Below are 19,820 nucleotides of genomic sequence, written 5' to 3' on the forward strand. Positions count from 1 at the left end.
GCCGCAGCGGCTTGAGCGAATCACACGGAGTCCGCTCCGCATCCCGTTGTCTGGAAAATTTTCCGACGCTCGTATCGTTGGCGCAACATGTTCGGCGGCCTGGAGTCGTGGACGCACGCCGGCTCGAGGAACTGAAATCGGAGAACGATCGGCGTCCGGGCAAACGGGCTGATTGCATCCGCGCAGACAAACGTCGCCTATCCGTGCCGCGATTTTCAATGCGTAGATGTGAATCGGCGCCGTCGACCGCCGATTGCGTATCGATGCTTCATTCATCGTTCCGGACTCCGTATGGTGCGCAACAATCCCGCGTGAAGGTTCACCGCATTTCATACGAATCGGCTCGGCGGCGACTATTCTGTCTAAAGGATCGACTGTCCGCGCACATCGTTCGCCGCCCGCCTCGCCCGCGCGCGACGAACGCGCGCAGCCCCATGCGCCCGCACCGCCTCTTTTCCATCGACTCGACCGACGTCGCGCACGACGCGGCCACGGCGAGTGTCGTCGCCACCGCGCTGCTGGCCGTCGCGCTCGCGAGCGCGCTGCATCGGCTCGGCAGTCTCGACGCGACCGTCGGCACCGTGTGGGCGTCTTACGTCGCGGGCAGCGCGGCCGGTCTCGCGATCATCGCGCACCGCGATCGGCGCTCGGCCATGCGCGCCGGCGATCGCACCGTTTCGATCGCGTGGAGCGTAGCGTTCGGCGCCGCGGCCGGCATCGGCTGGGGATCGGCCGGCCTTCACGCGGCCGCCGTCGCCGACGCGCACGCGCAGGTCGCCGTCGCGATGGCGACGCTCGCGGTCGTCACGGCCGCCGCACCGCACTTCAGCCCGTCGACTCCCGCGCTGCTCGCCTTCGTCCTGCCGGCGACCGTACCGGGCGTCGTCGCCGCCGCGCTATCTACACACGCCGCACAACGCGCGCTCGCGCCGACGCTGCTCGCGATCGCCGCGCTCGCCGGCATCGTCGCACTGCTCGCGCACCGCGCGATCGCGCGCCACGGCCGGCTGCGGTCGGACGCCGAACGGCGCGCCGCCGAGCTGCAGCGCGATCGCGACGCCGCGGTGCAGCGCGCGGTCGAGCTGCGTCGACAGAAGCTGCGCGCGGAAGCCGCGAATCTCGCGAAGTCGCGGCTGCTTGCCGCCGCGAGCCACGATCTTCGCCAGCCGTCGCACGCGCTCGGCGTGCTGGTCGGCGCGCTGCGCGGCGTACCGATGCCGGCCGACGGTCAACGGCTGCTGCAGCAGATCGAGCTGTCGACGCGCGCGCTCGACACGCTGTTCGGTGCACTGCTTGACGTGTCCCGTCTCGATGCCGGCGTCGTCGACGTGCATCGGCGACCGTTCGCGATCGACACCGTGCTCGGTCGCGTATGCAACGAATATCTGCTCGATGCGGCCGCAAAGGGCCTGCGTCTGTCGCGCGTGCCGTGCCGCGCGATCGTCGACTCCGATCCGGTGCTGATCGAGCGCGTCGTGCGCAATCTCGTCGGCAATGCGGTGCGCTATACCGACGCGGGGCGCATCGTCGTCGGCTGCCGCTACCGCGGCGCGCGCATCGCGATCGAGATCCACGATACGGGCCGCGGCATCCCGCGCGATCAGCTCGAACTCGTCTTTCGCGAGTATTACCGCGTCGACGGCGCCGCGTCGGACCACGACGGCGGATTCGGGCTCGGGCTCGCGATCGTGCGCCGCCTCGTCGCGCTGCTCGGATGCCGGTTGTCGGTGTGGTCGGAACCGGGGCGCGGATCGTGTTTCGTCGTGTCGGTGCCGCGCGCGCGGACCGCGGGCGGCGTGGGCCGGCACGCCGCGCGGGCCGCCGCGTTCGTGGTCGTCGTCGACGACACACGCGCCGTACGCGACGCGATCGCACGACGGCTCGTGCGATGGGGTTACGACACGCTGTCGGCACGCTCGGCCGACGAAGCGATCGAACGGCTGTCGCGGTGCACGACACGCCCGAGCGTGTTCGTCAGCGCGTTGCATCTGCAGGGTACGGAGACCGGCATCGACGTGATCGACCGTCTGCGCGCCGAATACAATCTCGCGATTCCGGCGCTGCTGATCGGCGACGCATCCGATACGGCGCCGCTCGCCGATGCAAACGGCTGCCTGCTGCTGCACCGCCCAATCGAGAACGGGCAGTTGCGCGCGGCCATCGCGCAACTCGTCGCGGCCGGTGCACCGGTCGAAGCGGTCGATGGCTGACGCGCGGGCGCGCACAGATGTGCCGCAACCCGCCCGTTTATGTCATCGAGAAATATATCGACGCCGGCGCGGGAAGCGACGCGCCCGCTTCCCGCAAACGCGCAGCAGCATCGATCTCGGGCCGGCGACAAGCGAACAGCCTTGAGCATGGGAGGCACTGCACCTGCATTACGCACCGCGACGACCGAGTTCGCACGATTTCCGGTCGAATCGCAACGCGGCGTTGAACGCGCGAACATTTCGATCGGCCGACGCATCCAACATCGGGACACCTGCCGGTAAGATCGGTCGATCCGCTCAACCGGTTCTTGCCGCGAACCCAGACGCCATGAAAATTCTGATCGTCGACGATCATCCGGTGCTGCGCGACGGCGTCGAGGCGCTGCTGCGTCGCAACGATGCGGCGCTCGCGGTCGTCCAGGCCGCGAGCGCCGACGACGCGATGCAGATGCTCGACCAGCACGCGGACATCGACGCGATCGTGCTCGACCTCAAGATGCGCGGCACGAGCGGCGTCGACGCGATTGCCGCGCTCGCGCGTGCGCGCCCGGCGCTGCAGATCATCGTGCTGTCATCGTCCGAGGATCCGCGCGACGTGCGCGCGGCGTTCGCGCACGGCGCGCTCGGCTACGTGCCGAAGTCGGCGAGCGCGCATACGCTGCTGTCCGCCATCGTGATGGTGCTGAACGGCGAGCGCTACGTGCCGCCGCTGCTGCTCGACGACGGCGCGGCCTACGCGATCGAACCGACACGCCACGCCGCCGGCGCGCCGCTGACGCCGCGTCAGATCGAGGTGCTTCGCTATCTCGCGGAAGGCGTGCCGAACAAGGTGATCGCGGATCGGCTCGGCTTGTCGGAAAAAACCGTGAAGGCGCATATCACCGCGATCTTCCGGACGCTGCACGTGCTGAACCGCACGCAGGCGGCCGCTGCCGGCAGGAAGGCCGGGCTGATCTGACGCGGTGCGTGCATGACCTGCATTGCATGCCCCGCGCGCATCGCTGCCGGCAGCGGGCCGCGGCCGTCAGCGGTGCTTCGGCATCCGCGTGCCGCTCGTCTGCATCAGCTCGGTACGCACGGTCGGCAGGCTGGTCGTCACGGCGCCGCCGGCCGGAATCGTGCCGGACGTCGAGGCGCCGATCGAGGGCGGCAGTGCGACGCCGCTCAAGGTATTGCCGTACACGACGATCGCGCTCGCCGGGCAGGCGTTCGTCAGCAGCGACACCGGCGCATCGGCGATCGACGTGAACGCGTTGTCGATCACCGCGAACTGGCAGACGTTCCCGTACGCACGAAAGCCCGCAAAACCGGACCGCGACACGCGATTGCCCTTGACGACGCCATACGACACGGAGCCCGACCACGTATCGAGCTCGATCGCGGCCTGGTGCGTCGGCGGCAATCCGTTGTTCGCGTTCGTGCCGTCCTGAATCGCATCGACGACGTTGTTCTCGATCCTCACGTCCGTCACGCCGTACGTGTGCCAGCTGTCCTCCTGCGCGACCAGAATCCCGGCCGCCTTCTGCACGCCGACCACCGTATTGTTCGAGATCGTCACCGAGCGGCCGCCGACGACCGAGATGCCGCGTCCCCACGGATTGCCCGATACCGAATTGCCGTCGATCAGCACGTTGCCGCTGAGGCGGCCGTCGGCTTCATAGCTGACGACCGCGATCAGATCGTCGCCGGTGCCCGTCACCGTGTTGCGCTGCACGCGCACGTCGGTCGAGCCGTTCGTCACGTGGATGCCGTCGGCGAGCGTCGCGCTTACCGCATTGCCGACGATCGCGACCTGACGACCGCCGTACACGAAGATCCCCGCACTCGCGCCGCCGCGTATCGTCACGCCGAGCACCTGCACGCCGCTGCCGGTCACCTGCACCTTCGTCGACTCGCGCGTCGCGAGCCGCGTCGTGCCGGTGCCGATCAGCGTGATGCCGACGAGCGTCGATCCGCTGCCGCTCATCGTCAGCGTCTGATCGCCCGCCGTCGTCGCGATGAGCGTCGCGCCGTAACCGGAGATCACGACGTCCGCTTTCGAGACCGTCAGCGAGCGTCCGACCTCGTAGCGCCCGGGCGCGAGCACGAGACGCTGGCCCGGCTGCAGCGCGTCGAACGCGGCCTGCAGCGCATCGGCCTGATCGCCGCCGTTCGCGCTCGGCTGAATGGTCGCGACCGGCAACGCACCGGCGGCACGCGACGCGCGCGCATACCGGTCCGACACGCGCGTATGCCAGGCGTCAAACCGCGTCGGCCAGCCGGACGCGGGCGATTCGGCAACGGCCGGCCATGCGGCCCAGCAGCCGGCGCAAAGGAGCACCGCGGCCGGCGCGGGGCCGCGGGCGTGCAACATGTTTTTCATCGCATGTCTCTTTCGCGCGGCCGCCGACGACGGCCGGCAGACGGCCGCGAGTGGTCCGCGCATCGAAACGGCCGATCGGCGCATGGCACATGCGCGGAACGACCGGACTTCAAGCCTTGCTTGCTCCGCCGAGATGGCGGCACAACGGCAAATGGCGCATCGCCGCGCGCGGCGGCCGATACGCGATCGCACGTTCGCCCGCCGGCGCACGTTGCGTGGTCCCCCGTAAAGACGGCTCGATCGCGGCGGCGCCGGCACTGCGTGCCGCGATCGAACCGATCAATTGGCCCTGCGTTCCCGAGCGTGGCTGGATGATCGGCTTGCCCCCAAAACTCGCCGATTCGTTCCGTCCCTCATCAATCAGTCTATTTCGCGCGCATCGCGCGTAAATGCGACATAAGGCGCGCGACGTCGTAAGACCGCGGCACGGCAATTGCGCACGTGCGCAAGCATGCGCGCGCCTGTATCTTTTCCGGCACGCGGCGCAAGCCGATAATGACGGCCTCTCGCGTGCCGCGCGAGCGCGTATCGATGCAAGGAGGACGCTGTCATGACGACACGATTCCGGATCGGCGATCACGTCCGGTGGAATTCCGAAGCCGGCTATGTGACGGGCACGATCGTCGCGATCCATACGGAAGACTTCGACTACAAGGGTCATCGCCACCGCGCGTCGCCCGACGATCCGCAGTACGAGATCAGAAGCGACCGAACCGACCATATCGCCGCGCATCGCGGCCGCGTGCTCGAACGCATTTCCGGCAAAGGCGACACGTGAGACTGCCCTACTACACGATCGGTCATTCGAACCGTCCGCTCGACGAATTCATCGCGATGCTCGCCGACGCGGAGGTCGCGCTGCTCGTCGACGTCCGCAAGATGACGCGCTCGCGCGCGAACCCGCAGTTCAACGAGGCCACGCTGCCGGACGCACTCGCCGATGCCGGCATCGCGTATGCGCACATCGCCGCGCTCGGTGGGCTGCGCGGCAAATCGCACGACGTGCCGGGCGACGTCAACGGCTTCTGGACCAACGCCAGCTTTCATCGTTATGCGGATTACGCGCTGTCCGACACGTTCCGCACGGGCCTCGACGAACTGATCGCGCTCGGCCAGCGGCAACGCTGCTCGATCATGTGCTCCGAAGCCGTGTGGTGGCGCTGTCACCGGCGCATCGTGTCCGACTATCTGATCGCGCACGGCGAGACGGTGCTGCACATCATGGCGCGCGGCCGCATCGAGCCGGCGCGGCTCACGGCGGGCGCCGACGTGCAGCCGGACGGCACGGTCGTCTACCCGCGCACCGAAGGCGCCGCGTCGTCGCAGGCGTAACGCCGTGGCGTAGCCGCGCATGCCGCGAACGGCGGGCTTCACGGCCCGCACGCCCGCACTCATCGCTCGCGCAGCGCCTCGGCCGCACGATTCAGCGGCTTGACCAGATACTCGAACACCGTCCGGCGCCCGGTGCGGATTTCCGCGGTCGCGACCATCCCTGGCAGGATCGGATGCCGCTTGCCGTCGCGCGTTTCCAGATACGCGTGCTGCGTGAGCACGTAGACGCGGTAGTAGTACACGCGGCGATCGACCTGGTCCTCGATCGTATCGGGCGAGATCCGTTCGACCTTCGCCGGCAGCGAGCCGTAGATCGACGGCTCGAACGCCGTGATCTTCACGGTCGCTTCCTGGCCCGGATGAATGAAGGCAATGTCGCGCGGGCTCAGCCGCGCCTCGATCAGCAATTGATCGTCGAGCGGCACGATCTCCATCAGCACGCCGCCCGGCTGCACGACGCCGCCGACCGTCGACACGCGAATGTCCTTCACGATGCCGCGCGCCGGCGAGCGGATCACCGTGCGCCGCAATTGGTCGGCCCGCCCTTCACGCACCTTCAGCAGCGGCTCGAGATCGGCCATCGTCTTCGAATAGTCGGCTTTCAGCGCGACGTAGTACTCGCTCTGCGTCGCCGCGAGCTTCGTCGAGAACTCGGCCGCCTTCTGCCGCAGCCGCAGCACCTCGACCTCGTTCGTCGCGCCGGTCTTCAGCAGCGGCAGCGCGATGCGCAGCTCCTCCTCCGCGAGACGCAGCTGCTCGCGCAGGTTCGCGACGTTTTCGCGAAACGCGCGCCGGTTCGCGACGAACAGCTGCCGTTCGCGCTCGGTCACGGCCTTCTCGTTCGCCAGTTCGGCCGGAAACGCGACGCTCGGCAAATCGTTCATCTCCGCATGCAGCCGCGCAGCGCGACCCTGCAACGCGGTGATGCGCTCGAGCGTCTCCTCCATCGACGAACGCGCGAGCACCGGATCGAGCGTCGCGAGCGTCTGCCCCGCATCGACGACGTCGCCCTCGCGCACGGCCAGTTCCGACAGAATGCCGCCTTCGAGGCTCTGGATGATCTGCCCTTTCGATGCGGGCGTCACCTTCCCTTCGCCGACCGCGACTTCGTCGAGCCCCGCAAACACCGACCAGACGAGAAATACGAATAGCGCCGCGACGATCAGCCACAGCACCGGGCGCGCATGCGCCGCTTCGCGCGCACCGCGCGCCGACCACGTGAAATCGCTCATCGTGCCTCCTCCGCGATAGCAGGCGGCAGTGAACCGCCGTCGCCGGCCGCCGCGCGCGCAGCGGCCGCGCCCGATTGCGCGGCCGTCGCCGCATGGCCGCGCAGCGCCTGCAGCACTTCGTCCTTGGGACCGTCGCGCACGATGCGGCCGCCGTCGATCACGATGATGCGGTCGACGATCGACAGCACCGGATAGCGGTGCGTCGCGACGATCAGCGTCCGGTTGCCGAGCCACTGCCGCAGCCGCTCGACGATCGCGCGCTCCGTTGCATCGTCGAGCGACGCGGTCGGCTCGTCGAGCAGCAGCACGTTCGGCGCGCGCAGGATCACGCGCGCGAGCATCAGCGCCTGCTTCTGGCCGCCCGACAGCCCGAGGCCGCTTTCGCGCAGCTTCAGGTCGAGGCCGTGCGGCTGCCGCAGCAGCAACTGATCCGCGCACGCGACCTTCATCGCGGCCAGGATCGCGTCGTCGGTCGCGAGCGGATTCGCGATCAGCAGGTTTTCGCGCAGCGTCCCGTAGAACAGGCTCGACTCCTGCAGCAGCATGCCGACGTCGCGCCGCACGTCGGCGACGTCGATCAGCGGCAGCGGCGTGTCGTTGAACAGGATGCGGCCCTGCACCGGCGTCGCGAGGCCGCCGAGCAGCCGCAGCAGCGTCGATTTGCCGGCGCCGACGCGGCCGAGGATCGCGATCCGCTCGCCCGGCTCGATCGACAGCTTCGGCACGTTCAGCACGGTCTTCTCCTGCGGATCGAAGCTGTACGCGACGTCCTCGAACCGATAGCGGCCGACGAGCGACGGCCGGTGATACGCATCGGCGGCCGGATCGTGATCGACCGGCAGCGCGAGCAAATTGTCGAGACCCTTCTTGCCGGCGCGCACGTTCTGGATTCGCGACAGCACGGCCGGAATCTGTCCGAGCGGCGCGATCGTGCGGCTCGTGAGAATCGAGCACGCGAGCACCGCACCGAACGACAGGCTCGAATCGAGAATGCCGTACACGCCCGCGATCAGCACGCCGACGTACGCGAGCTGCTGCACTGTCTGCGCCAGATTGACGAGCAGCCCGGCGATGCGGCGCTGTCGCAGGCCGACGTCCGCATTGACGCGGTTCGTGTGGTCCCAGAGCTGCCGGAAGCGCGGTTCGGCCTGCAATGCCTTGATGTCTTCCGCGCGATAGATCGACTCCATCAGGATGGCGTTGCGCATCGCCGATTCGGCAAGGCCCTGGTTCGACAGCTTCGCGAGCGGGATCTGCGCGAACACGCCCGGCAGGATCAGCAGCGGAATCGCCGCGAGCGGCACGAACGCGAGCGGGCCGCCGAGCATCCAGATGATGAACAGGAAGGTGACGACGAACGGGATGTCGATCAGCACGCCCATCGTGCTCGACGTCAGCAGCTCGCGCAGCTGTTCGAGATCGCGCAGCTGCGCGACGAGCGTGCCGGGCGAGCGTGGCCGCGCGTCGTTACGGATGTCGAGCACGCGCGCGAAGAACATCGCCGACAGCTTCAGGTCCGCCTGCTTGCCGAAGTGATCGGCGATCGACACGCGGGCGGTGCGCAGCACCAGCTCGAGGACGAGCGCGAGCGCGACGCCGGATGCCAGCACCCATAGCGTGTGCGTCGCGCGCGCCGGCACGACGCGGTCCCATACCTGCATCGCGAACAGCGACGTCGCGATCGCGAGCAGATTGCCGAACAGCGAACCGGCGCCGAGATCGAGCAACACTTTCCATTGGGCGGCGAACAGGTCGTGCAGCCACGTATCGGGCTTCGCGGACAGGTAGTCGTCGACACGCGCGTCGCGCATCGGAACGGACCGCTGCACGAGCAGCACGCGCGCGGCCCACGTCGGCGCCGGCGCGTTCACGTCGATCGCGCGCTCGACCGGTTGCCCGTCGATCGCGAACTGCACGATCGCGCGCCCGGCCGCGATCGACACGATCACGCCGACGTGCACTTCGTCGATCATGGCGAGCGCCGGCAGCATCGTCGACGTCAGCTTCGCGACCGGCAGCTCGACGAACTGCGCGGCCAGCCCGGCGGCTGCCGCGATGTCGACGATCGCGGTATCGGGCTCCGAACCGGCCGCCCACGCGGCCGTGCCGCGAACCTGTTCCGGCGATACGGTCAGCCCGAGATGACGGGCCGCAAACAACAGCGGGTCGACCCAGCGCGCAAGGTCCACGCAGCTGTCGCGCGCGGGGCGAAACGCATCATTCATGACGGCTCCCTTCTTGTTCACGCAGCAGTTCGACGAACTTGCCGACCGCGACGTATGCCTTCACGCGCGCGATCGAGCCGTCGGCAAGCGCATTGATCCACTCGACCTCCGATTCGAAGATGTCGCGTTCCGGATTCACGACGTCGGTCAGCGTGCGCTTGTTCAGGATGTATTCCTGCCAGTACAGGTCGCGCGAGGCGCGCGACAGCGCGATCACCTTCTCGTAGCTCGCGCGGCGCGCAGCCGCGCCCGACACTTCGATCTGCGCGGCCTTCAGCGCGCTGCGTGTGACGAGCCGCTGGTTCTCGAGGCTCTCGCGACTCGCGCGCAACTCCGCTTCGGCTGCCGCGATCTGATGCTTCGCGAGGCCGCCGAGCGAGTAGTTGCCGCTCACCGCGAGCCCGATCCACGTGTCGTTGCTCGCGTTCGGGCGGCCGCTCGAAATCGCGCGGCTCGCGCCGATGCCGATCGACGGAAAGCGCTCCGCTTCCGCGAGCCGCACACGCGCGTCGGCCGCGTCGACTGCCGCTTCCGCCGCGAGCACCGACGGCGTGTGCTCGACGTTGCCGCCGATGCTGCCGAGCCCGCCGACGAAACCGACCGTCCCGCCGAGACCCGCGACGCGGCGCGGGCGCGCGCCGATCAGCTCGGTCAGCTTCGCGGCCGCGACGTCGAAGCGCGTGTGCGCCTTCAGCACTTCGGCCTGTGCGTGCAGGATCGCGAGTTCGACGAGATTGCGGTCCGACGACACCGACAGGCCCGCGCGCACGCGATCGAGAATCTTCGCGCGCGTTTCGGTCAGCGCGGCGACCTGACGTTGTGCGGCCGCGATCACGTCCTGGCTCGCGGCGAGCTCGATGAACGTCGACGCCGTCTGATACGCGACCGTCTCGATCGTGTCCGCGAGCTGGAAGCGGCGCTGGCTCAGCGTCGAGTCGGCCGCGGAGATCCGGCTCGACGTGCGGCCGAAGTCGTACAGCAGTTGCGATACGCCGATCGACGCGCGCGTGCCGGTGCGATTGCCGTTGCTGCCGAAGCTGCCGCCGTAGCCGGGACGCACGCCGTAGTCGATCTTCGGATACCACGCGGCCTTCGCGACTTCGACTTCGGAAGTACTCTGCGCGACTTCCGCGTTCGCGCGGCCGATATCCGGATGGCGTGCAATCGCAATGCCGACCGCATCGCGCAGCGACAGATCGTCGAGCGCGATGCGCAGCGTGTCGTCCGACGCGCCGGCGGCGTCCGCGACGGGCGGCGTGTCGATGGGCGCATCGAGGGCGCCGTCGATTGGATCCGGATCGGGCGTGATCGTCGTCACGCCGTCGCGCGACGGTCGTACGGGCGGCAGCTCGTCGGACGACGCAAACGCACGCGACAGGTTCGACAGCACGATGCGCCGCATCGGGTCGGCCGGCATCGCGCGCGGCAACGGCGGCGCATCGAAACGGTGCGGCGCGGCGGGCGGCAACGCGCTCGGCAGCGGCACGACCGACGCATTCGATCGTGCGGCCGTGGTAGCCGCGACGGAAAGTCCGCCGGCGGACAGCGGCGGCGACGCCGACACGGCGGGCGCGATGCCGAGCCAGGCAGCGGCGAACAACAGGTGGCCTGAAAGCGAAACGGTGTGGGCCGCGCGCTCGGCGCGGCACCGGACGAATCTGAAACGAGCGGTTGTCTTGTGCATCATCAGGACGCCGACGGCGTACCATTCGGCGAATCAGGTTCCCGCGTCATGCCGGGACGATCGATTGCCGGACGCACGCGCTTCGACGGCGAGCGCGCGCGTCCGGTCGGGGAGGCAGGCCGGCCTCCCCGGGCGTGACGGTCAGACGATGATCTGATGGTTCGCGAGCAGGGTCTCCAGGTTGGTCGTCACGTTGTTCAGCGTGACGAGCGTTTCGGAACCGAACGCGGTGCCGGCACCGTCGCGGTCGATGCTGATCACCGTATCCGAGCCGACGTTGGTCACGTTCAGGTACTGGCCGATCGTGTCGCCCGAGTCGATCGTCGGGACGCCGTCGACGTAGTGCGCGGGGCCGTCGGCATCCGCGGTGTAGCCGACGAGCAGCTTCGACAGGTCGATCTTGTCGCCGCCGGTGTCGGACGGGCCGCTCGCGAGCTGGAAGTCGGTGATCGCGTCGTGACCGTTCCCGCCCGTGTTGTCTGCCGGCGTGACGACCTCCCACAGGAACACGTCGGTGCCGGCACCGCCCGTCAGCGTGTCGTCGCCGGCGCCGCCGATCAGGATGTCGTTGCCGTTTCCGCCGTTCAGCGTGTCGTTGCCCGCGCCGCCGCGCAGCAGATCGTTGCCGTCGCCGCCGTTCAGCACGTCGTCTCCGTTGTAGCCGTACAGACGATCGTTGCCCGACGTGCCGTTGACCGTGTCGCCGTTCTGCGTGCCTTCGACGATCGACGTCGACTGCGACGAGCCGAGCAGGTTCGCGTTCAGCAACTGGCCGGCCGTCGCCGAGGCGGACAGTCCCGTCTTGTCGGTCGCGGAGATCGTCACGCTGTCGAGCGCGCTGATGCTGATCGCGCCGCCCGTCAACGTGATCGAGCCGAGAAACTCGTTGAGCTTCAGGTTGTCGATCGCGCCGCCGTCCGCCGCGGTGATCGTCATGTCCGACGACGGTCCGATCACGCCGAGGATCCCGTTGTTGTTCACGACGTTGAAGCTCAGCCCGAGCTCGTTCGCGAGTGCCTGGTTCGCGCCGAAATGCAGCGCGCCGAGCCCGAGCAGCCCGCCGTAGTGCAGCGTGACGTGATCGATGTTGTTGTTGTAGTCGGATGCGCCGAACGCCTGCTGCGTACCCAGGTCGATCAGGTCCAGCAGGTTCGCGCCGACGATCCCGAGCAGGTTGCCGGATGCTTGCGCAGAGACGACCGGCGCGACGTTCGGATCGATCGTGAACGTCTGCTGCGACGAGCCGCCGATATTGCCGGCCGCGTCGACGACACGCACCGTCGCCGTATAGTCCGCCGCCGCAAGGACGCCGTCCGTGTACCACGTCCAGTTCGTGCCGTTAACGGTCGCCGCGCTCCAGTGTGCGCCGCCGTCGAGACTGACCTGCACGACTTCGCCCGCACCGAGCGCGCCGCTCAGCGTGCCGCCGAGAATCGGCGTCGTATCGCCCGTGACCCAGTCGTTCGGTGCGCCGGTGTTGTCGGTGAGCGTCGTGAGCGTTGCCGTCGCGGTCGGCGCGACCGTGTCGACGTTGATCGAGAACGCCGCGCTCGGCGTGCTGACGTTGCCGGACGCGTCGGTCGCGGTGACGGTCAGCGCGTGCGCGCCGTCCGAAAGACCGGTGGTCGGCGTGAAGGTCCAGTTGCCCGATGCGTCGGCCGTCGTCGTGCCGAGCAGCGTCGTACCGTCGTAGACGTTGATCGTGCTGCCGCCTTCGGCCGTGCCCGTGAGCGTCGGCTTCGTATCGTCGGTCGATGCGCCGTTTGTCAGTGCGCCGACGATCGAACCGACGTCGTCGGTCACGCTCGCGATAACGGGTGCCGCAGGGGCCGTGGCATCGCCGGTCACGGTCACAGTTGCGGACGGGCTCGTGTTGCCGGCTGGGTCGCTCGCCGTTACGCCGATCTGCGTGCCGATGGGCAGCGGTGTCGTGGGCGTGTAGGTCCATGCGCCGCTCGGGTCGGCTGTGACCGTTGCGTCCGGCGTGCCGTCGCCGTTCGTGTCGATCTCGATCGTCGCGCCTGCTTCGGCCGTGCCGGACAGAGAGGTGCCGTCCGTCGGGTTCACGGTCGGGGTCGACGGAGCGGTCGTGTCGACCGTCAGATCGAATGCTGCGCTCGGCACACTCACGTTGCCCGATGCGTCGGTCGCCGTCACCGTAATCGCGTGTGCGCCTTCACCGAGACCCGCCGCCGGCGTGAACGTCCAGTTCCCCGACGCATCGGCCGTCGTCGTGCCGAGCAGCGTCGTACCGTCGTAGACGTTGATCGTGCTGCCCGCTTCGGCCGTACCGCTCAACGTCGGCGTCGTGTCATCCGTGCTACCACCGGAAACGATTGCGCCAAGAACCGAACCAACGTCGTCAGTCACGCTAGCAATGATCGGCGCCACCGGCGCAGTGACATCACCGGTCACCGTCACCGATGCAGACGGGCTCGTGTTGCCCGCGGCATCGCTTGCCGTTACGCTGATTTGCGTGCCGACAGGCAGCGGTGCCGAGGGCGTGTACGTCCATGCGCCGGTCGGATCAGCCGTCACCGTCGCATCCGGTGTGCCGTCGCCATTCGTGTCGATCTGGATTGTTGCGCCTGCTTCGGCGGTGCCCGACAGAGACGTGCCGTCCGTCGGATTCACTGTCGGCGCCGAAGGTGCGGTCGTATCCACCGTCAGATCGAATGCCGCGCTCGGCGTGCTCACGTTGCCCGACGAATCCGTTGCCGTGACCGTCAGGCTGTGTGCGCCTTCGCCCAATGCAGTCGCCGGCGTAAAGGTCCAGTTGCCGGATGCATCGGCCGTTGTCGTGCCGAGCAACGTCGTACCGTCGAATACGTTGATCGTGCTGCCCGCTTCCGCCGTACCGCTCAACGTCGGCGTCGTGTCGTCGGTGCTGCCGCCGGAAACGATTGCGCCCGTGACTGAGCCAACGTCGTCGGTTACACCCGCAATAACCGGCGCTGCCGGCGCCGTGACATCGCCAGTCACTGTCACCGATGTAGGCAGACTCGTGTTGCCGGCAGCATCGCTGGCGGTCACGGTGATTTGCGTACCAACCGGCAACGGCGTCGAAGGCGTATACGTCCACGTGCCACTCGCATCGGCCGTGACGGTCGCATCCGGCGTGCCGTCGCCATTCGTGTCGATCTGGATCGTTGCGCCGGCTTCGGCCGCACCGGACAGCGACGTCCCATCCGTCGCGTTCACCGCCGGCGCAGCCGGTGCCGTCGTATCCACCGTCAGATCGAACGCGGTACTCGGCGTGCTCACGTTGCCCGACGAATCCGTTGCCGTGACCGTCAAGCTATGTGCACCTTCGCCCAATGCACTCGCGGGCGTGAAGCTCCAGCTGCCCGATGCATCGGCCGTCGTCGTGCCGAGCAACGTCGTACCGTCGTAAACACTGATCGTGCTACCCGCCTCTGCGGTACCCGTGAGCGTCGGCGTCGTATCGTCGGTGCTGCTACCGGAAACGATTGCGCCCGTGACCGAACCAACATCGTCGGCCACACCAGCAATAACGGGCGCAGCAGGCGCCGTCACATCGCCCGTCACCGTCACCGATGCAGACGGGCTCGTGTTGCCCGCTGCGTCGGTGGCCGTCACACTGATTTGCGTGCCGATGGGCAGCGGCGTCGAGGGGGTGTACGTCCATGCGCCGGTCGGATCGGCTGTAACCGTTGCGTCCGGCGTGCCGTCGCCGTTCGTGTCGATCTGGATCGTCGCGCCTGCTTCGGCCGTGCCGGACAGAGAAGTGCCATCCGTCGGATTCGCCGTCGGCGCCGAAGGTGCGGTCGTATCAACCGTCAGATCGAATGCCGCGCTCGGCGTGCTCACGTTGCCCGACGAATCCGTTGCCGTGACCGTCAGGCTATGTGCGCCTTCGCCCAATGCAGTCGCCGGCGTGAAGCTCCAGTTGCCCGATGCATCAGCCGTCGTCGTGCCCAGCAACGTCGTGCCGTCGTAAACGCTGATCGTGCTACCCGCCTCTGCGGTACCCGTGAGCGTCGGCGTCGTATCGTCGGTGCTGCCACCGGAAACGATTGCGCCGAGGACCGAACCAACGTCGTCTGTCACACCAGTAATAACCGGCGCAGCAGGCGCCGTAACATCGCCGGTCACCGTCACAGTTGCAGACGGGCTCGTGTTGCCGGCTGCGTCAGTGGCCGTCACCCCGATTTGCGTGCCGACAGGCAACGGCGTCGAAGGCGTGTACGTCCATGCACCGCTCGGGTCGGCCGTCACCGTTGCGTCCGGCGTGCCGTCACCATTCGTGTCGATCTGGATCGTCGCGCCTGCTTCCGCCGTACCAGACAGAGAAGTGCCATCCGTCGGGTTCACCGTCGGCACAGCCGGCGCGGTCGTATCGACCGTCAGATCGAACGCCGCACTCGGCGTGCTCACGTTGCCCGAAGAATCCGTTGCCGTGACCGTCAAGCTATGTGCACCTTCGCCCAATGCAGTCGCCGGCGTAAAGGTCCAGCTGCCCGATGCATCGGCCGTCGTCGTGCCGAGCAGCGTCGTACCGTCGTAGACGTCGATTGTGCTGCCCGCTTCGGCCGTACCGCTCAACGTCGGCGTCGTGTCATCCGTGCTACCACCGGAAACGATTGCGCCAAGAACCGAACCAACGTCGTCGGTCACGCTAGCAATGATCGGCGCCACCGGCGCAGTGACATCACCGGTCACCGTCACCGATGCAGACGGGCTCGTGTTGCCCGCCGCATCGCTTGCCGTTACGCCGATTTGCGTGCCGACAGGCAGCGGTGCCGAGGGCGTGTACGTCCATGCGCCGGTCGGATCAGCCGTCACCGTCGCATCCGGTGTGCCGTCGCCATTCGTGTCGATCTGGATCGTCGCGCCGGCTTCAGCCGTGCCCGACAGAGAGGTCCCGTCCGTCGGGTTCACTGTCGGAGCCGAAGGCGCAGTCGTATCCACCGTCAGATCGAATGTCGCACTCGGCGTGCTCACGTTGCCCGACGAATCCGTTGCCGTGACCGTCAAGCTGTGTGCGCCTTCGCCCAATGCACTCGCCGGCGTGAAGCTCCAGTTGCCCGATGCATCGGCCGTTGTCGTACCGATCAGCGTCGTACCGTCATAGACGTTGATCGTGCTGCCCGCTTCAGCCGTACCGCTCAACGTCGGCGTCGTATCGTCGGTGCTGCTGCCGGAAACGATTGCGCCAAGGACCGAACCAACGTCGTCCGTCACGCCCGCAACAACTGGCGCTGCCGGTGCCGTGACATCGCCGGTCACCGTCACAGTTGCAGACGGGCTCGTGTTGCCGGCTGGGTCGCTTGCCGTCACGCCGATTTGCGTGCCAATGGGCAGCGGTGTCGCGGGCGTGTAGGTCCATGCGCCGGTCGGATCGGCCGTTACCGTTGCATCCGCTGTGCCGTCGCCGTTCGTGTCGATCTGGATCGTCGCGCCGGCTTCAGCCGTGCCCGACAGAGAGGTCCCGTCCGTCGGGTTCACTGTCGGAGCCGAAGGCGCAGTCGTATCCACTGTCAGATCGAATGCCGCGCTCGGCACACTGACGTTCCCCGACGAATCCGTTGCCGTGACTGTCAGGCTATGTGCACCTTCGCCCAATGCGCTCGCCGGCGTGAAGCTCCAGTTGCCCGATGCGTCGGCCGTCGTCGAGCCGAGCAGCGTCGTACCGTCGTAGACGTTGATCGTGCTCCCCGCTTCGACCGTACCGCTCAAGGTCGGCGTCGTGTCATCCGTGCTACCACCCGAAACGATTGCGCCCGTGACTGAGCCAACGTCGTCGGTTACACCCGCAATAACCGGCGCTGCCGGCGCCGTGACATCGCCAGTCACTGTCACCGATGTAGGCAGACTCGTGTTACCGGCAGCATCGCTGGCGGTCACGGTGATTTGCGTACCAACCGGCAACGGCGTCGAAGGCGTATACGTCCACGTGCCACTCGCATCGGCCGTGACGGTCGCATCCGGCGTGCCGTCGCCATTCGTGTCGATCTGGATCGTTGCGCCGGCTTCGGCCGCACCGGACAGCGACGTCCCATCCGTCGCGTTCACCGCTGGCGCAGCCGGTGCCGTCGTATCCACCATCAGATCAAACGCGGTACTCGGCGTGCTCACGTTGCCCGATGAATCCGTTGCCGTGACCGTCAGGCTATGTGCACCTTCGCCCAAGGCAGTCGCAGGTGTGAAGCTCCAGTTGCCCGATGCGTCCGCCGTCGTCGTGCCCAGCAACGTCGTGCCGTCGTAAATATTGATCGTGCTGCCCGCCTCCGCGGTACCCGTGAGCGTCGGCGTCGTATCGTCGGTACTGCCCCCGGAAACGATTGCGCCAAGGACCGAACCAACGTCGTCGGTCACGCCCGCAATAACTGGCGCTGCCGGTGCCGTGACATCGCCGGTCACCGTCACAGTCGCAGACGGGCTTGTGTTGCCGGCTGGGTCGCTGGCAGTCACGCCGATTTGCGTGCCGACAGGCAGCGGTGTCGACGGCGTGTACGTCCACGCGCCACTCGGGTCAGCCGTCACCGTCGCGTCCGGCACGCCATCCCCATTCGTGTCGATCTGGATCGTCGCGCCCGCTTCCGCCGTGCCCGACAGAGAAGTACCATCCGTCGGATTCAGCGTCGGAGCCGAAGGCGCAGTCGTATCCACCGTCAGACCGAACGCCGCACTCGGCACACTGACGTTCCCCGACGAATCCGTTGCCGTGACAGTCAAGCTATGCGTGCCTTCACCGAGGCCCGTCGTAGGTGTAAAACTCCAGCTCCCTGATGCATCTGCCGTCGTCGTGCCCAACAACGTCGTGCCGTCGTAAACATTGATCGTGCTGCCCGCCTCCGCAGTACCCGTGAGCGTCGGCGTCGTGTCGTCGGTACTGCCTGCGGAAACGATTGCGCCGAGGACCGAACCAACGTCGTCTGTCACACCAGTAATAACCGGCGCAGCAGGCGCCGTGACATCGCCGGTCACAGTCACCGATGCGGCAGGACTCGTATTACCCGCCGCGTCGCTTGCCGTCACACCGATCTGCGTGCCGAGAGGCAATGGCGTGGAAGGCGTATACGTCCACGTGCCACTCGGGTCCGCCGTCACGGTCGCATCCGCCACGCCATCCCCATTCGTATCGATCTGGATCGTCGCGCCCGCTTCCGCCGTGCCCGACAGAGACGTGCCATCCGTCGGATTCACCGTCGGCGCAACCGGCGCCGTCGTATCGATCGTCAGACCGAACGCCGCACTCGGCGCACTGACGTTGCCGGCGATGTCGGTCGCCGTGACCGTAATCGCGTGGACGCCCTCACCGAGCGCCGCGGCGGGCGTCAAGGTCCAGTGCCCCGACGCATCGGCCGTCGTCGTACCGATCAGCGTCGTACCGTCGTAGACGTTGATCGTGCTGCCGGCTTCGGCCGTCCCGCTCAGCGTCGGCGTCGTATCGTTCGTCGCGCCGCCGCTGACGATCGGATGCTGCGCATCGTCGCTGACGGCCGTGATCGCCGGCGCGCCCGGCACCACCGTGTCGACAACCACGCCGACTGCAGCCGGCGCGCTGCTAGTGCCGTTGGCGTCGGTCTGCGTGACCGAGATCTGATGGCTGCCGTCGGGCAGCGTGCCGGGTGTGTACGACCAGCGGCCGCCGGCATCGGCGGTCACCGTTCCGACCGGCTGTCCATCGATGAAAATCGTCACCTTCGCGTTCGGCTGCGCGCCCGAGCCCGTGATCGTCGGCGTGCCGTGACGCGTCACGACGCTCGCGTTTCCGCCGATCGACTGCTCTGCAACCGACTCGATCGTGAGCCGTCCGGGCGCCGAGCCGCCGCCCAACCCGCCCACGCCACCGGAGCCGCCGCCGTCGCCGCCCCCGCCGCTGGCCGCAGCCGCCGCAATCCCGCCGGCCGCCGCAACGCCTCCGAGTATCCCGAGCAGCGCGCCGGTCGACAGCCCGTCGCCGATCGGCGCATATGCGACAGCCGACTCGACGATGCCGTCGCCGCTCGCCTGCAGCGCGGAGCCGAAGTGGACGAGAAAACGCCCGTCGTCCTGCACGAACACGAGATTGTGATAATCGGCGCCGTTTTCGAAGAACGCCTGCACGCGCAGCGTCCGGCCATCCTTGAATTCGACGATCAGGTCGTTCCCGGACCGCGCGTAATTGGCGACGTCCTCTTTATGAGCCGATAGCAGGAAATTGGCGGGACCGCCGGGCGACGATGCGCTTTGCGCGCCGGCAGCGACCGGGACATCGACGTGATTGCTCAAGACGGACGAGGAAACCATTGCCGAACTCCTTCTAATGGTGTGGCAAAACGCCGGCCCGCATCGTGCGGGCGATCATGCGGACACACGGTCGCGGCCGGCGCGGCCGCAACGCGACTCGCCTTGCGCAAGACGGACGGCCGCGCCGTACGGACGTGACGAGTCCGCCGCTCGCGCGAAGCGGCATACGACTGAATCGAGAAGAAAGAAAAGGGAGAGTGGGCTACGGACTCAGGAAACCGTCCGGGCCGCAATCGATACCGTTGGCCTTTCGAATCAGCACGGCGTTGAAGCCGCGATTCGAATCACCGGCATACCGCGGTTCGCCGGCCCCGATGCAGCGGATATTCGCCGCACGACGAATGCTGGTTTGATATTGAATGTGCATCTCTACGCCCTCGCCACATTTTTGTATCGACTGTTATCGCGAATCACCAACAATGCGCTTTTAAGAAGCGACTTGTTGCGGCGCACAAGCTTCCTTATCGTGCCCGCCTCGTGCCTGTATTGAGATTACACCGGTCTTTCATAGACATGATT

Annotated in this window: 11 protein-coding genes; 6 read left to right on the top strand and 5 right to left on the bottom strand. The window is 67.5% G+C overall.

The annotated features are described in order from the left end of the window. Positions 1 to 434: 434 nt before the first annotated feature. Both NP80_RS10530 and NP80_RS10535 read left to right on the top strand, forming a co-directional pair. On the top strand, positions 435 to 2,210 hold the full coding sequence (locus tag NP80_RS10530) for a hybrid sensor histidine kinase/response regulator (RefSeq protein ID WP_006409315.1): 1,776 nt from the start codon (positions 435 to 437) through the stop codon (positions 2,208 to 2,210). A 328-nt stretch (positions 2,211 to 2,538) separates the two neighbouring features. Further along, positions 2,539 to 3,168 carry a response regulator gene (locus NP80_RS10535; RefSeq protein WP_006406176.1) on the top strand — a complete coding sequence of 210 codons (630 nt, stop codon included), beginning with the start codon at positions 2,539 to 2,541 and terminating at the stop codon, positions 3,166 to 3,168. Between the two features lie 66 nt (positions 3,169 to 3,234). On the opposite strand, the gene NP80_RS10540 is transcribed toward NP80_RS10535, so the two are convergent. Next, positions 3,235 to 4,563 carry a right-handed parallel beta-helix repeat-containing protein gene (locus tag NP80_RS10540; RefSeq protein ID WP_035946084.1) on the bottom strand — a complete coding sequence of 443 codons (1,329 nt, stop codon included), beginning with the start codon at positions 4,561 to 4,563 and terminating at the stop codon, positions 3,235 to 3,237. Between the two features lie 98 nt (positions 4,564 to 4,661). On the opposite strand from NP80_RS10540, the gene NP80_RS29300 reads away from it, so the two are divergent. The 3 genes from NP80_RS29300 to NP80_RS10550 all read left to right on the top strand — a co-directional run bounded on the left by NP80_RS29300 (position 4,662) and on the right by NP80_RS10550 (position 5,904). Continuing rightward, positions 4,662 to 4,961: a hypothetical protein gene (locus NP80_RS29300; RefSeq protein ID WP_226823207.1), complete on the top strand. Its 300-nt coding sequence runs from the start codon at positions 4,662 to 4,664 to the stop codon at positions 4,959 to 4,961. Positions 4,962 to 5,122: 161 nt separating this feature from the next. Continuing rightward, positions 5,123 to 5,350 (top strand): hypervirulence associated TUDOR domain-containing protein, encoded by a 228-nt coding sequence (locus tag NP80_RS10545; RefSeq protein ID WP_006396550.1) that lies wholly within the window; start codon positions 5,123 to 5,125, stop codon positions 5,348 to 5,350. Then, positions 5,347 to 5,904, top strand: a complete 558-nt coding sequence (locus NP80_RS10550) for a DUF488 domain-containing protein (protein WP_006409299.1) — start codon at positions 5,347 to 5,349, stop codon at positions 5,902 to 5,904. Before NP80_RS10545 ends, NP80_RS10550 begins: the two co-directional genes overlap by 4 nt. Positions 5,905 to 5,963: 59 nt before the next feature. Here NP80_RS10550 and NP80_RS10555 read toward each other — a convergent pair whose 3' ends face one another. The 4 genes from NP80_RS10555 to NP80_RS10570 form a co-directional block, all read right to left on the bottom strand. Next, positions 5,964 to 7,136: a beta-barrel domain-containing protein gene (locus NP80_RS10555; RefSeq protein ID WP_006406170.1), complete on the bottom strand. Its 1,173-nt coding sequence runs from the start codon at positions 7,134 to 7,136 to the stop codon at positions 5,964 to 5,966. Then, positions 7,133 to 9,361: a type I secretion system permease/ATPase gene (locus NP80_RS10560; protein ID WP_045593434.1), complete on the bottom strand. Its 2,229-nt coding sequence runs from the start codon at positions 9,359 to 9,361 to the stop codon at positions 7,133 to 7,135. The genes NP80_RS10555 and NP80_RS10560 overlap by 4 nt, the downstream gene beginning before the upstream one ends. Beyond that, on the bottom strand, positions 9,354 to 10,961 hold the full coding sequence (locus NP80_RS10565) for a TolC family protein (RefSeq protein WP_006406168.1): 1,608 nt from the start codon (positions 10,959 to 10,961) through the stop codon (positions 9,354 to 9,356). The genes NP80_RS10560 and NP80_RS10565 overlap by 8 nt, the downstream gene beginning before the upstream one ends. 225 nt (positions 10,962 to 11,186) lie before the next feature. Beyond that, positions 11,187 to 19,301 (bottom strand): Ig-like domain-containing protein, encoded by an 8,115-nt coding sequence (locus tag NP80_RS10570; protein ID WP_045593435.1) that lies wholly within the window; start codon positions 19,299 to 19,301, stop codon positions 11,187 to 11,189. Here NP80_RS10570 and NP80_RS30775 point away from each other — a divergent pair. Then, the gene (locus NP80_RS30775) at positions 19,276 to 19,791 is read left to right on the top strand and encodes a hypothetical protein (protein ID WP_139094081.1); all 516 of its coding nucleotides are present in this window, start codon (positions 19,276 to 19,278) and stop codon (positions 19,789 to 19,791) included. The two genes, NP80_RS10570 and NP80_RS30775, sit on opposite strands and share 26 nt — an antisense overlap. Positions 19,792 to 19,820 lie beyond the last annotated feature (29 nt).

The sequence above is a fragment of the Burkholderia multivorans ATCC BAA-247 genome (assembly GCF_000959525.1).
Classification (GTDB): Bacteria; Pseudomonadota; Gammaproteobacteria; order Burkholderiales; family Burkholderiaceae; genus Burkholderia; species Burkholderia multivorans.

Bases quoted from the DNA above. Each gene is read 5' to 3' on its own strand.
- NP80_RS29300 (WP_226823207.1), top strand. From the start codon at position 4,662: ATGCGCGGAACGACCGGACTTCAAGCCTTGCTTGCTCCGCCGAGATGG.
- NP80_RS10570 (WP_045593435.1), bottom strand. From the start codon at position 19,301: ATGGTTTCCTCGTCCGTCTTGAGCAATCACGTCGATGTCCCGGTCGCT.
- NP80_RS10535 (WP_006406176.1), top strand. From the start codon at position 2,539: ATGAAAATTCTGATCGTCGACGATCATCCGGTGCTGCGCGACGGCGTC.
- NP80_RS10530 (WP_006409315.1), top strand. From the start codon at position 435: ATGCGCCCGCACCGCCTCTTTTCCATCGACTCGACCGACGTCGCGCAC.
- NP80_RS10555 (WP_006406170.1), bottom strand. From the start codon at position 7,136: ATGAGCGATTTCACGTGGTCGGCGCGCGGTGCGCGCGAAGCGGCGCAT.
- NP80_RS10540 (WP_035946084.1), bottom strand. From the start codon at position 4,563: ATGTTGCACGCCCGCGGCCCCGCGCCGGCCGCGGTGCTCCTTTGCGCC.
- NP80_RS10560 (WP_045593434.1), bottom strand. From the start codon at position 9,361: ATGAATGATGCGTTTCGCCCCGCGCGCGACAGCTGCGTGGACCTTGCG.
- NP80_RS10545 (WP_006396550.1), top strand. From the start codon at position 5,123: ATGACGACACGATTCCGGATCGGCGATCACGTCCGGTGGAATTCCGAA.